Origin of the sequence: Paenibacillus sp. GCM10027630 (assembly GCF_042676305.1) — a bacterium.
Lineage (GTDB): Bacteria > Bacillota > Bacilli > Paenibacillales > NBRC-103111 > Paenibacillus_S.
Genome location: NZ_JBHTGY010000095.1, coordinates 59,772 through 73,817, shown reverse-complemented (window position 1 = coordinate 73,817; position 14,046 = coordinate 59,772). Strand labels below are relative to the sequence as shown.

Below are 14,046 nucleotides of genomic sequence, written 5' to 3'. Positions count from 1 at the left end.
TGCTGGCTAATCAATCCTTGGCAGTTCGGAATAAGTAACAAACACTACTTTTGCCGCGATACACAATGCTCATGGGTTATATGTATGGCAGATCAGCTTTTGTCTCTTACCAAGGGATTCACCGGGCTCAAAGGAATACTGGGATTATAAACTAAAGAATCGGGAGGTGTATCAAAATAGGATAAGCTGCTGATGACTTCGGCATCTCCGATTAAAACTACCGACGAACTACCCACCCCGCCAATATCGATAATTTCGACATGAATACACTTGTTGTTTACCGTCATTTTCATTCTAAACAGCACTCCCTTTCATAAATCGATGAATACACAGAAACTTCAGTCATAAAATACAATAAGGACATTTTATTAATAAAGGATGTCGTGTATGCCAGCAATTGTAGGTGCCATCAATGTGGTCAGTGTCAGCGGTGTTTTTAATGTGGGTGATGTTGGCATTATTTCCCCAACCACCTACACTAAAACATATGCAGGAGGAGGATCATTCAATTCTGGTGAAACGCTGAATGTTAACAATTCTCCTAGTATTATCAATGTGTACGATTCCGAAGCCTTTGAACAAGATTTTGTTGTACCGCAAGATCAAGGAATCCGAGAGGGGGATAAAAAAGAATGAACTTTTTCATCCACCAAAACATTAACATTCATACCATTAAAGTGGAAGGGATTTCGAACTCTTCAGTACTTCAAATTGGCAGCGCGGGTATTATTAGACCTATTTCACAGCTGTTTAATACGGGAGGCTTTAAAGAAGCCGCACCGGCTGCGGGAGCAACCAACATTCCTTTTATCCCATTGTCGGAGCCGAGATTTTAATAAATGGTTGATTTTGCGGGGAAAGGTTGAATGGTATGCACTATATGGGCCCGGATATGTTGCGATATATGAAGCAAGTGAATGATTGCCTGCAGTATCTTAACCAACAAATACAACAAATGAATAATAAAATTCAAGAAATGGATGCAACAATAGGCGAGTTAAAGAAAAGCAGTACACAGCCGCCTGTAATCCGAAATGAATATCGGTTTGATCTGTTGAAGGTAGAAAAGCTGGAGGGAACTTTGAACATAGGTCTTAATCCAACTCCAAACGCGTCGGATTCGTCTATTGAGGAATTTTCTATAGGTCAGTCACTGAATACTCCCAAGGTTACAGAGCAGCACAACCCTCAAATGTTCCATGGCATTCAGGAGCAGGTCCAAGATTATTTGAGCAGCGGTGCATATAGTGCCCTTGAAGCTTTTGAACATCAATATGAGTATCCTTTGGATGAGCCTTATCGCAAATTTATTGTGGAAGACGTGAAAAAACAAATCGATCAACGGATCCGCTATTATTTGCAGAAGCATCCGGAACCAACGGACAATACACAGGAGTCGATCATTGAAGAGGTCAAACGGGACATTGAAAAAACATTCGAAGCTTTTATAAGAAATTTGCCGCGAAAGGGGAATGAAAATTAAATGGAGTTCACCGTAATTAACGGAGGGGTCGTAGTGGATTATATAGAAATTTCATATATAAGCATTTCATCGACATTTATGGTAGGTGACATTTGTTCGATCTCCTTGATAAGCGCCTTCGATACACCTCCTGAGAAGGTCATTATTGGTGTTACGGTTCCTTTTGTAGTGTGAAGAATTCATCGATCGAAGTCTATAGGTGAAGGAGGCATAGGCTTTGAACAAGCGGATATCGACTGTGGGTATTATTAGTGTAAACACTTTAGGTGAAGCTACTGTATTTGAAGTTGGCGACTCGGAGACGATAGCCCCGTTTAATTATGTCATTGCTGTACAGCGTGAGAAAGCTATTTTTCTTGAAAGCGAATTTGATTTTAGTGATTATGCCATTTTCTCCATACCCCTTGAGCCACCTGAAATAAATGAAAACTTGACCATGACAAGAATTAATGAATCACCCAATATTGTGGTGCATAAAATATCTGTTTTTCTGGTGTCCTCCTCATCCGTTGTCCATATCGGTTCTAGCCAAACATTGAATGCCGAGTCACGGATTAAGCATATCCGGCATTTACTGAGAGAAAGGCCTTAGAATATGAGTTTTCAGTTGGGAGGGGGCTGATTTGCCTTCAATCGTTCAGTCTGTAAATATAAACAGCAATAGCGGTACGGTGAATTTCGGGGATACGTTAAGCATTTCACCAACGAGCAGCAACAAAACAGTTTCTGGGCAAGGCGGAGGGAATACAGGGAATTTGGTAAATACGTTAAACGGAGTTAGCGTAAACAATGTTTTTGAGCGTTCATTAGTAGATCAGCCAACGGCTAGCGTTTAAACAAGGTATGAGCCTAAAGGTTACATTAATGGTTAAAGGGAGATCATTCGGTATGGATAAAAACAACAATCCTTTTTCTATTTTTGATTGGAAAAAATTTGAAGATTCCTTTGGGGGATTACCCCAACCATCCAAAGAAAAGAACGATGGTTCAACATGGGTTGAACAATACGTGCATGATATATTGAAACAATCCATTCCACCCTTAAGCCAATCCGCGGGGACGTTACAGTATAATACGGAAATTACAGAGACCGAACATGCTCTCCTGATAAAGATTAATATTCCGAGCCTGACAGACGCTAGAAACATCAAAACCTATGTAGCTGTCAATCAAGTAAAGCTGGAGGCGAATGACCATGATAAGCTTCAATTGATCCGGCTCCCTCACCCCGTTATTCCTACCAGCTGCAAAGCGATTTATAAGAATGGGATATTGCAATTACATATTCGAAAGCAAAGTAAGGATGAGCAGTTTTATGAAGTTGATGTGAAATACTCCTAAGGGATTCCAATACATTTTAGCGCCGCGTGGTACGCGGTTTTTTTGCATAGACAAAGCTGGCAGGTGATTTAAGACATACCTAGAATATATTAACAGTGTGAAGTTTAAACAAATCTTAATTGGAGATATATACCTATGAAAGCTGTCGTAACAGTAAAAAAAGAATGGGTGTTTGGTATTTTTCTATTACTAATCCCGTTCTTGTCCTCCTTCATTTTAACGCTTCCCGTATACAATAACTTTATTACATCCGGTGATCTGGTACACGTGAATAAGCTTGGCATAAAAGGGAATGTGTACTTTGCATTTGTCAGGAGCGGATACACCAAAAATTTATATGAAAAATATTCGCTTATGTGGACATACAGTAACAATATTGAATTTCATCCTGTTGATGGATCGGAGATCGAGGAGCAGGAGGAAGAGCTGGATTATGAAGCAGACCTTAGGGATAATACGATACGGAGTGCGGTTAATGTTGCATCCAAAAATGCAGCAGGTGTAAACGGTCAAGAGATTGCGACAATGGATAAAATGAAAGAAATCATTAAAAAATCTCAGAAGTATTATGGTGATTCCTTCGGCTTGATGGTAGCTATTGGATTAACGGAGGAATGGAATAAAGAGGATTTTTCCCGAAATGGACGGTTCAAGCTTGCGGGTACAGGTACGATAAATAAAAATATGCAAGTGGGACCTGTCGGGGGGATCCGTTATAAAGTGATCTCCGCGGAACGTAAAAAGATGCAATATTTCTTTGTGCCAAGCAGTGATTGGAAATCAGGTGAAAACGGATTAAGCAATATGGAGGAAGCTTTGCAGGTGGTAAAGGAAAGAAACATGAAGATTCAAATCGTGCCTGTAGCTACATTGGATGAAGCTGTTCAATTTCTAAGATCTTTACGATAAAGCAGGAGGTATTTCGGTTTGCCTACAACAAAATCCAATTCGATCGCAATCATTTTTTCTATGTTTTTGTGGGTGAGCTTCGGTTTATCCGTTATTTCGGGTCTTTTTACTTCCTTCTATATGGTGAACTTTCATTGGTATGAGAAGCACCTGGCTTCGCTGGATCAATATTTTTCTATTACGAACAGGCTGCTTTATTATATGGAAATTGTCATTTTCTTAATTTGGCTTTTCCAATTACATAGGGATTTAAGGCGCTGCTTCCGTTTCTATCCAATCACTCCATGGGGGGCTGTCATACGGATGATGCCCTTGATTAATATATGGGGACTTGGGAGTACATTTGGCAATATCAGTAAGCTAATTAAACGTTATGACGAACGGATAAGCAGAAACATTAAATACTTGATTCCATTCCTGTATCTTACCTTTTTTGGCCTTAATAATGTTAACAAATGGATTCAAAGACAGGATGCAGGCTCCAATGAACCGTTGCTGATTGTAGGCACTTTATTTGAAATAGCTTTTGCACTTGTACTTATTCTAATGGCCGTTAATATTAATCGGGGAATGCTGCTGGTAAGTTCTTCTAATGAAGATAAAATGAACATGAAAGTCGAACCCAGACTTGTTAAAACCATCCAGAGCTATATGCGGGCCTTTAACAGTATTTCAACAATTAAGAGTTTGCTGACAGAGCAATTCATAAAGGATATGTATGTTTCGAGTCACTATGGCATAGATAATGAGCTTACAACTGATGAGATGTTTAAAATTATTGAAATGAAAAATAAAGGAAAAGCAGAGCTTACTCTTTATACAATTGATGATTATGATGTTATTGACGATGAGACCTTCGAAGTGTGCATCTCAAGGGAATTTGCGGGGGGCTATAAAGATAAAATACGTTATATATTGAAAAAGTATGGAGCAAGCTGGAAGTTTGATCGTATCATTCGCTTCTAATGCTAGAGATAATTCTACTAAAGTCTGTTCTACATTGTGACAAAATTTTTTGAGACTGTGTTATACAATGAGAGAGACGATGGTAGAAAATAATCGATTAGGAAAGGTGAATGGTGATGAAACGAATATTTTTGCTTCTATTAGTATACATGCTGGCGGCTCCGTTGTTTATGCCTTTTGAAAGAGTACATTCTCTGTCTGTGCTTGAAAATGTTAGTAACGACCAGACTAGCTCCGTCTACAATTTGATACCGGCGGATTGGGGCATTTACAACGATGGCACCCATCCTGTGGAAACGACACAAGGCTTGAATGATGCTTTGAAGTGGGCCCATGAAAATGGGAAAACAACGTTCAAGGTACCGGCAGGCACGTATCTTATCAAGAAGCAAGATCCTAAACTGTATGTGGATTCAAGCGCTCGTATTAATATGGTTCCTAATATGACGTTTGAATTGGACAACAATGCTATTATCCAAAAAGAATCTAACGGATTCACGGGCTATCATACGTTACATGTTGGCTATGGAGCCGACAATGTGACTTTAAAAGGAGGCATATACAGGGGAGACAAGGATTCTCATGACTACTCCAGTGGGGGAACTCATGAAGGGGGAGTGGGGATCTCGACGGAAGGAGCGAAAAATCTTACTATTGATGGAGTGAAGGCTGAACAATTTATAGGCGATGGCTTATACGTTGGGGGGCATGGAACGATGGTTCAGGATCTGTATGAAAATAGCTTTATGTCAGGCTCGATAGATGACAAGGGAGAGTTTATAGCGGATTCTACCAAGATTCGATTGAAAAGCGCGCTGGATTTTAAACATCCGATATTTAAAACAGAGCGTGAATTTGAATTCTCAAATAATCAAAAGCTTTCCAATACGTTTGATATTTACTTCTACAAAGAAGGTGGTACCTTTATAACCCGTTTAAAAGATCAAAAGGTTCGTCAAATCATGCAGATTCCTGATGGCGCCAACTATTTTTATACCGTCTTTAACCAATCAGCAAGTCCTGGAGCGTACATCGAATTTTGGCAGAGGGCTGTTACGAGAAATGCTGTTGTAATGAACTCCGAATTTGCTTTCAATCGCAGACAAGGAATTACGATCTCTGGTGGAGATAATATTACCATTTCCAATAATGAGCTGCATGACATCAAAGGCACGGCGCCTCAAGCGGGAATAGATGTTGAAGCGGGATATGGTGAAAATGGTTTTTTAAACAGCCATATTTTTATTAAAAACAATCATTTTTATAATAATGCCGTCTACGATGTTATTTTATATGATGGACAGGATGCAACCGTGGAAGGGAACTATTTAGGCTCTAAAAATAGGATTGGTTTGGCAGTATCACCTCCGTTTAAGGGAGCGTTGATTAAGGATAATCATTTTGATGGATCGAGCATTTATGCCTATCATGACGTAAAGTTTGAAGGCAATCAAATGAACAATTCCTTTACCCATTTGGAGGGACCGAATTTAAGCTTTGATGGAATGACCTTTACCGATTCCAGGTTTATTATAAGCAGCACAGTACCATTCGGGATAACGGCGTCAAATATTACTATGTATAACAATAACAGCGAGTCGGATATGTCCTTATGGGTCAACCCTGTACATTTAAGCAATATCACCATGTATGGAGGCGGTATCTCAGGGAATGTGCCGGAAGGCAGCATCATCGATAATTTGAAGGTGTATGGAACAGACAGCTTGAACTTGCCTCCAGGAACCTATAATCATTGTGAAATCGAAGCTTCGTCAGGTGGAACTGGCGTTGCAACTTTAGATGATGCAGGCTCATATATATTTAACGATTGTACCTTCAAAGTAAAAGAAGGGCTGCTCGTCTCTAATGAAAATGCAGATGTGCTCGTGAGTAATTCTACCTTCGATATGGTGGAGAAACGGTTTGCATTAAAAGCTGTAAACGCCAAGAGGATCCAGTTTGAAAATAATACAGTAACGTCTAATAAGCTGGAGAATGCTTCTGATTATTTAATAATGATAGGGGACTATTGGACAAGGGCAGACAAATCAGCCGTACAAGAAGCCATTATTAAAAGCAATACCATTACAACCAATGTCCCATCAGAAGGTATCTCAACTATTTATTCAGGGATCGGAGCTCCAGCGTATACCATCGAAGATAATGTTTTAGTCAATGCCAAGCTCAAAATACGGGAGTCAGATATTAGCAATAACAATGTTGAAAAATAGTGATCATGATCCAAAGTGTATCGAAACAACAAATTTAAATAAAGAGAAGATTTATCTGCTGCTGCGGGTAAGTCTTTTTTTATTTAGTTCAAGTAACTCAGGAGCCTATCTGGATGTTTAAAAGGACTTTAATAACGCATATAGTTAACTATAAATACATTATCGTTCACTATAAAGAACATGTCAACAATATTTTGAATAATAAATGTTAAATTCATCACATATTTGACGGAGTAATGGTTATATCGACAATTTAAAATAAAAATATTGACACGATACAAAAAGTATCATAAATTTAGGGTGTGTCCATGTTACAGAACGTATCCAAGACCCGGATTACTAATTCCGGCCAGTGGCGCACAACCCTTTTAAACCAATAAAACTTTTTGATGGAGGAAAATAATGGATATTGATCTTAGAGAATACTTGAAGGTTATTATGAAACGACTGTGGCTTATTATATTGTTCGTACTTATCACAACTATCACAGTAGCCATATACAGCACTAATAGCTATCAACCGATTTATCAAGCGTCAACGAAATTGATTGTGAATCAGACTTTGGAGATGGATCAAGTAGGTAAGGAGCAAATTGATTTTGGAGCAATCGGGATTAACATTGCCTTGATTGATACTTACAAGGAGATTATTAAAACACCTGCAATTATGGATAAAGTGGTGCAGCGGTATCCGGAGTTGAATATGTCAGCGGAGCAGCTCATTTCCATTGTGGATGTTAACGCAATAAATGGTACGCAGCTGATGACTATTGTTGCACGATATTCCTCTTATGAAAAAGCGGCAAAGGTTGTCAATGCCGTTTCTGAAGTTTTTAAGACAGAGATTCCCAAGATTATGAAAGTAAACAACATAGCTATCCTAAATGAGGCCAAAATGCAAAATAACCCCAGGCCTGTGAACAAGCAATCCAATCAATACATTATGATCAGCTTCGTGGTGGCTTTAGTAATAGGGATTGGTGTTGCGCTGTTGTTGGATGCCATGGATGATACGCTTAAAAATAAAGAGGATATCCGTCAAATTTTCGAATTGTCTACGCTAGCGGTAGTATCCAAAGTCAAGCCAAAAGAGTTTAAGTCAGCCAAAAGAAAAAGAACTCCAAAACAGGTAGGTGATACACCTTATGTTACGACCAACAACTAAAAGCGATATTATGCAAATCAATCCTGAATCCCCTATTTTTGAAGCTTATAGAACGTTACGAATTAATATCGAATTTTCGGCATTTGACCGTGTAGTAAAAACGATTACCATCACTTCGGCCAATCCGGGGGAAGGTAAGACGTCGACAGCTGTTAATTTAGCGGTAGCTTATGCGCAGGCTGGGAAAAAGGTAATGCTGGTAGATGCTGATTTGCGAAAGCCGGCTCTCCATCATGCGTTTAACAGCGATAATAGCAGAGGACTTACGAACTTTCTGGCTAATCAGATCGATATCCATGAAATTATAAGGGACACTCCGATTGAGAATTTATCACTCATCTTATCCGGACACATTCCCCCTAATCCTTCCGAATTGCTGGCATCACCGCGAATGCACACGCTTCTCGCTGAACTAAAGGAGAACTACGATATTGTTTTATTCGATACTTCCCCTGCTCTAACTCTGACTGATGCTAAAGTTATGGCTGCAATTAGTGACGGTGTGCTGCTGGTTGTTGAATACGGGAAGGTTAAGCGTGATGTTGCCAAAAAATTGAGGGATGATCTTATACATGTGAAAGCAAATCTGCTCGGAGTTGTGTTGAACAAATTAAACAGCAAAGATGCGGCAGCCTATCTATATTAGTCTAAAAGTTGATAAAATGCTTACCTGATGAAAGAGGGTATTCCTTATGAAGAAAAAAAGATTGAAGCCGCGTATCGTTCAACGCAATGTGATGAAGGTTGGCGTAATGGCGCTCAGCTTTGTAATGATTGCTGGTTGTACGGCTATGGAGGTATTGACGCCTGGACGCACTTTGGCCCCGCAGGATCAGACAAGTGCTCAAGGACCATTAATTAAATCGGTTAAGACAGCCGTAGTTTCCAAGCAAAGAATCGGGGACCCGGTAGAGCTAAGTGCAGAGGTGTTATCCTCCGTTCAAGTTGTGGTTAATGCCAAGACAGGTGGAGACGTGGATGAAATTGTGAGGAAGCGCGGTGAGTTAGTGCAAGCAGGGGACGTCATTCTTCGTTTAAAGTCTTCCGATGCCAATTTGCGTAAAGAAAAAGCAACTATGTTGGTCAAAAATTTGCAGGATTCGATGGTTAGAGCGAAGAAAGAGCAGGAGCAGGCAAGAAAATCCCAAGAGAATAATAAGCTTGAACTTTACAACTCCATCTTAAAAATGGAGCAAGGACTTGAAGACCAGAAGAGAAACCTTAATAAAATGAAAAATGATTACGATAAAGGTCTGGCTACTAAAGCGCAAGTCAATCAAGCGCAAACACTGCTGAAAAACAACCAGATGGATTTGGATCTGCTCAAACAAAAGCAAAAAACGGCAGTGACGATCGACCCAGCGCCAGTTTCCGAAGTAGAGCTTAAAGAAGCTCAATTAGAGCTTCAGCAGGCTGAGCAGGCGTTGGAATACTTGGAAGTAAAGGCTCCGGTAAGCGGCGCGTTGACTGAGATGCCGTTAGATATTGGCATGACGGTGCCAACCGGCTCAAGCGTAGGATTAATTCAGAAGCTCGATCCGATAAAGATTAAAGCTCAGCTTAATGAGGATGCAACCAAATATGTGCGTGGCAAAAAAGAATTAACTTATTATTTACCGGGAATATCCAAAAAAAATAAAGGTGAAATAAGCTATCTGGCACCTGTTATTGACCCGCAAACCAAAGCATATGAATTAAATTTGGAGGTACCGAATAAGGATGCCGGCTTAAAACCAGGTATGAAATTACGTGTTCAGCTTACCGAGGAACAAGAACAAATAGTTGTTGTAATTCCAACCCAGAGTGTTGTTAAAGAAGGGGAGGACAACTTTGTATTTGTACTCGCCAGAGATACTGTTGAGAAGCGCAATGTACAGCTTGGCCGGATAAACGAACCGCTGCAGGAAGTGCTATCCGGCATCAAAGAAGGAGAGCAGCTCATAATATCGGGTCAAAATCAATTGAAAGATAAAGATAAAGTACAATCGGCTCCTTCAGAAGGGCAAAAATAACAATGGAGGAACGCCACGTGAAAAATAACTTTAAAAAGTATATGGCTTTACTTATTATTTCAATCTTATTGCTGGCAGCGGCTGCTCCTTTTACTGCTATAGCGCAAGGTGAGTCTTCGAAATCAATAACACCCTTAATGTACAAATTGACGGATGATATCAAGGTGGATGTCAAAAGCATTCTTAATGAACGCGTTTCAGTTGGAACAAGAGTTGGGGCAGTCGTACGTCTGTATAATTATGGGTCAAAAGTGGTTAGAGTCCCTGAATATGAAGTAAGAGTGAAAACGGATAATGGCGTGGAATACATTCTACGTCCAAGCGCAGCGAACGCAGTAGCTATTCAACCTAAGGAAAAAGTGGAGTTAAGCTACATGATCACAGTGGAACGCAGTGATGTCTTTTCACTCTCTGAGCTTTCTTGGGTCGATCTGGATGAATTCGAGTATCCTCAGATTGAGAAATTAATGTTATCCATACCTGTATCCGTTAATGAATGGCGTGGCGCGAGCTCGGTATTTACTGATCCTGAAGTTATTAAAAAGTGGGAAGAGCCCTTTACAGTGGATATATTATCATCCTCTCTGGTATTTACCCCAGTTAATCTAATTAAACAAAATACGACGCAGGGACCTGTATCCCTTGTAGTTCTACTTGCTGAAAACAAGGGTAAAATGAAGGAAACCGTACCTGATTTTAGCCTGGACGGAAAGACGGATTCGAAGGTATATAAGGGGAAGAGAATAGATGTGGAGCCGCTTGCCCTTGAGCCAGGGGAAAAGAAAAATATTCATTTTGCCATTCCGACAGAAAACAAAATTGATTTGAAAAGCCTGAATGTTCTTACTCCAGAGGAGTTTGTCGGGAGCAATCAAACCAAGATCAATTACACAATTGGCCGATTGAATATCCAACTGCCCAATAACGGCATTGCATTAGGCTGGATTGATCAATTGGAAGCCTATGATACGAATATGCCTATCCGCTTTGACCCGTTAAATAGTCTAATTCAACCTGAGGTAAGCGTTTCTCTGGTTGAGCTGCACATGCATCAAAGCGAAGGGGATGGCTATAAAACGGTCATTGCCAAATTTAAACTGAACAACAGCGGTGAAAGTCCGCTTCCTGTCCCTAATTTCCAGGCGGAGTTGATGAGCGCTGACGGGTTCAGCTATGTCGGCAGCCGACAAAATGCGGCTGCACAAACTTTGATACCGAATCTAAGCTATATAATCAGCTACTCCTTTAACGTACCCAATTCTGAAAAAGGCGACAGACTGGGAATGAGAATTATGGATGGGCAAAAGGCTGCTCCTTTCAACATTCCTATTGCTTCTTTTCGTACAAAAATTCAAAATAATGATTCTGATTCGAAGCTTGTTTTCTATCCCTTCAATGTGAATCTTAAAGATTGGACCATTGGATCACAAATTATACCGGGGAATTTAACTTACTCCTACAAGCTGAGGCTCGAGCTGGAAGTTGAACGTCAAGATAATATCGTTGTGGATCAAAATTTTTCTAAAATGAAAATAGAGCTTGTCGATTCTCTTGATAGAATATTGAGCTCGGAGTCTCTTCCTTTCACGAGTACCGGCCGTCTTGTTAGTGGATGGCAAACCGTTAACTTTAATAGTCTGCGCACGGAGCAGTTTGAATTTCCGCTTACCGCTCGTATTTATGAAACGATCGAAACTCCGTTTGGCGAAGCCAAAAGGCTGGTAAAAACCTTGAAGCAATAGGGAAAAAAGGTCGGAACGGACTGTTTCGACCTTAGCTTTTAAAAATAGTTGAACGAATGGTTGACAGTATAAAAGTTAAATGGTATTCTGAAAATGTTCTCAATAAAGAACAAATTGTTAACTTTAAAAACACGGTTTCATAAGCAAAATCTCCTTCCGAAAACATAAAATTACGTTGAAGTGCTTTTTATTTTTAATGAATCGTTCTCTGATAAGAACGGCTTGAGTGTAAACTTGGGAGGAACCAATGAGTGCAATAACCGGGATACATCATTTCAATCATGCCTCCATACCGATAGAGCAAGGTATCGATTTAATGAAGGCCTTTCACAAATACCCAGCTGATTATGTGCATACCTGGTATAAGGATAATATCTTTCTTGGCTGCCACGCTCAGTGCATTACGCCGGAATCGCTTGATGAACGATTACCTTATTATGATTCAGATAGGCGGCTTGCGATCACTGCTGATGCGATAATCGATAACCGAGATGAGTTATTTGGATTACTGCAAGTAGAGTATGCCAAGAGAAGAAAGATGTCTGACAGTGAATTGATATTGCTTGCTTATCGTAAGTGGGGAGAAGATGCCCCTAAATATTTAGTAGGCGAGTTTGCATTTATGATTTGGGATGAAGGCAATAATCAACTGTTTGGAGCAAGAGACTTTTCAGGAAGCCGAACACTCTATTATTACTGGAATAATGAGCGATTTGCTTTCTCTACCTTGATACAACCCTTGTTTACTTTACCGGGCATCGAAAAAAAGCTTAATGAACATTGGCTCGCGGAATTTCTGGCAGTGCCTGGCATGAATGAAGCCGTGGATACATCTATAACGGTGTTTGCCCATATACAACAAGTACCTCCTTCTCATAGCATCACAGTAAGTGGGGGAAGAGTGAAGCTTTCGAGATATGTGATATTGAAAGTGGGGGAGCCTTTACAGCTGAAATCGAATCATGAGTATGAAGAAGCATTTCGTGATGTATTTCAAAGTGCAGTAGCAGCAAGGCTGCGAACTCACCGGAACGTTGGTGCACACCTAAGCGGCGGTTTAGATTCGGGTGCTGTTGTGAGCTTCGCAGCAAGAGCTCTGCAAAATGAGAATAAACGATTGCATTCGTTCAGTTACGTACCGGCCAAAGATTTCATAGATTGGACGCCTAAGTACTTAGTAGCTAACGAAAGGCCTTATATAGAATCCACGGTGCAATATGTCGGGAATATAACCGACCATTATGAGGACTTTGCAGGAACAAGTCCTCTGTCAGAAATTACGGATTGGCTTGAAACGATGGAAATGCCTTATAAGTTTTTTGCAAACTCCAATTGGATCAAGGGTATTTTCGAAAAGGCTAAGGAACAGGATGTTGGTGTGTTATTAAACGGTGGTAGAGGGAACTTAAGTATTTCTTGGGGTTCCGCATTGAATTATTACGCAGTTCTGTTAAAGAAGCTGAAGTGGATTCGCCTGTACCAGGAATTGAATCAATATAGCAAGCATAGGGGAGGGAACAGGCTGAGAATGCTGCCAGTCATCGGCAAGCTTGCATTCCCAAACATTAGTACAACGTTCTCATCTGAGGAGCAGTATCGTCTTCCAATGTTAATAAATTCTGAATTGGCCAAAAGAACAGATGTCTTAAATAGGCTTAAAGAGCACGGAATTCATGCAACAGGCGCTCCTTTTGATAACAATATTTATAGAGCAAGACAAAGACATTTTGAAGAAATATACCCGTGGAATGCTACAGGCACATTGGGTACCAAATTATCCTTGCGTTATTCTTTATGGAAACGTGATCCAACCAATGATATACGAGTGATTCGCTTTTGCTTGTCAGTACCGGAAGAGCAGTATGTACAGAATGGTTTGGATCGGGCATTAGTCAGAAGATCGACTAAAGATTGGCTGCCGGATAAAGTTCGGTTAAATCAAGGTGTACGAGGGGTACAAGGAGCAGATTGCGTTCACCGGATGACACCCGAATGGAATGCATTTGTAGAGGAGCTTGAACAAATCAGCACAGATCGAACCGTTGCCGAACTAGTTAACATGCCGGTTCTCAGGGAAGCCATTAACAAGCTTAAGTCAGGCCCACAGCATGAATATTCGTTCGATTCAGGTTATCAAATATCGATGTATTGTTTAATTCTGTACAGGTTTCTTAAAAAAGTTACTTGAGGGGAGGTGA

The 14,046-nt window shown here is 40.3% G+C and carries 16 protein-coding genes; 15 read left to right on the top strand and 1 reads right to left on the bottom strand.

Annotated features, from left to right (window positions below):
* Positions 1-92: 92 nt before the first annotated feature.
* Positions 93-293 (bottom strand): hypothetical protein, encoded by a 201-nt coding sequence (locus ACFQ0C_RS35565; RefSeq protein WP_258216910.1) that lies wholly within the window; start codon positions 291-293, stop codon positions 93-95.
* A 94-nt stretch (positions 294-387) separates the two neighbouring features.
* On the opposite strand from ACFQ0C_RS35565, the gene ACFQ0C_RS35560 reads away from it, so the two are divergent.
* From ACFQ0C_RS35560 to ACFQ0C_RS35490, 15 genes are all read left to right on the top strand, one after another.
* Entirely contained in the window at positions 388-636 is a 249-nt protein-coding gene (locus ACFQ0C_RS35560) for a spore germination protein (protein ID WP_379374159.1), read from the top strand.
* A complete protein-coding gene (locus ACFQ0C_RS35555; RefSeq protein ID WP_258216912.1) occupies positions 633-836 on the top strand; it encodes a spore germination protein GerPB in 204 nt (67 codons plus the stop codon). The genes ACFQ0C_RS35560 and ACFQ0C_RS35555 overlap by 4 nt, the downstream gene beginning before the upstream one ends.
* Before the next feature lie 68 nt (positions 837-904).
* On the top strand, positions 905-1,483 hold the full coding sequence (gene gerPC / locus ACFQ0C_RS35550; RefSeq protein WP_379374156.1) for a spore germination protein GerPC: 579 nt from the start codon (positions 905-907) through the stop codon (positions 1,481-1,483).
* Positions 1,484-1,657, top strand: a complete 174-nt coding sequence (locus ACFQ0C_RS35545; protein WP_258216914.1) for a spore gernimation protein GerPD — start codon at positions 1,484-1,486, stop codon at positions 1,655-1,657.
* A 43-nt stretch (positions 1,658-1,700) separates the two neighbouring features.
* Entirely contained in the window at positions 1,701-2,075 is a 375-nt protein-coding gene (locus ACFQ0C_RS35540; protein WP_379374154.1) for a spore germination protein GerPE, read from the top strand.
* Between the two features lie 31 nt (positions 2,076-2,106).
* Positions 2,107-2,319 (top strand): spore germination protein, encoded by a 213-nt coding sequence (locus tag ACFQ0C_RS35535; RefSeq protein WP_258216916.1) that lies wholly within the window; start codon positions 2,107-2,109, stop codon positions 2,317-2,319.
* Between the two features lie 52 nt (positions 2,320-2,371).
* The gene (locus tag ACFQ0C_RS35530; RefSeq protein ID WP_379374152.1) at positions 2,372-2,824 is read left to right on the top strand and encodes an Hsp20/alpha crystallin family protein; all 453 of its coding nucleotides are present in this window, start codon (positions 2,372-2,374) and stop codon (positions 2,822-2,824) included.
* A gap of 135 nt (positions 2,825-2,959) precedes the next feature.
* A complete protein-coding gene (locus tag ACFQ0C_RS35525; RefSeq protein WP_379374150.1) occupies positions 2,960-3,733 on the top strand; it encodes a S16 family serine protease in 774 nt (257 codons plus the stop codon).
* Positions 3,734-3,751: 18 nt separating this feature from the next.
* A complete protein-coding gene (locus tag ACFQ0C_RS35520) occupies positions 3,752-4,699 on the top strand; it encodes a hypothetical protein (protein WP_379374148.1) in 948 nt (315 codons plus the stop codon).
* 116 nt (positions 4,700-4,815) lie between these two features.
* Positions 4,816-6,930 (top strand): right-handed parallel beta-helix repeat-containing protein, encoded by a 2,115-nt coding sequence (locus ACFQ0C_RS35515; protein ID WP_379374146.1) that lies wholly within the window; start codon positions 4,816-4,818, stop codon positions 6,928-6,930.
* A 402-nt stretch (positions 6,931-7,332) separates the two neighbouring features.
* Positions 7,333-8,094 carry a YveK family protein gene (locus ACFQ0C_RS35510; RefSeq protein WP_379374144.1) on the top strand — a complete coding sequence of 254 codons (762 nt, stop codon included), beginning with the start codon at positions 7,333-7,335 and terminating at the stop codon, positions 8,092-8,094.
* Positions 8,075-8,740 carry a CpsD/CapB family tyrosine-protein kinase gene (locus ACFQ0C_RS35505; RefSeq protein WP_379374142.1) on the top strand — a complete coding sequence of 222 codons (666 nt, stop codon included), beginning with the start codon at positions 8,075-8,077 and terminating at the stop codon, positions 8,738-8,740. The genes ACFQ0C_RS35510 and ACFQ0C_RS35505 overlap by 20 nt, the downstream gene beginning before the upstream one ends.
* A gap of 46 nt (positions 8,741-8,786) precedes the next feature.
* Positions 8,787-10,106 (top strand): efflux RND transporter periplasmic adaptor subunit, encoded by a 1,320-nt coding sequence (locus ACFQ0C_RS35500; protein ID WP_379374140.1) that lies wholly within the window; start codon positions 8,787-8,789, stop codon positions 10,104-10,106.
* 17 nt (positions 10,107-10,123) lie between these two features.
* A complete protein-coding gene (locus ACFQ0C_RS35495; RefSeq protein ID WP_379374138.1) occupies positions 10,124-11,848 on the top strand; it encodes a hypothetical protein in 1,725 nt (574 codons plus the stop codon).
* Between the two features lie 247 nt (positions 11,849-12,095).
* Positions 12,096-14,036, top strand: a complete 1,941-nt coding sequence (locus tag ACFQ0C_RS35490) for a lasso peptide isopeptide bond-forming cyclase (protein ID WP_379374136.1) — start codon at positions 12,096-12,098, stop codon at positions 14,034-14,036.
* The last annotated feature ends 10 nt before the right edge of the window (positions 14,037-14,046 follow it).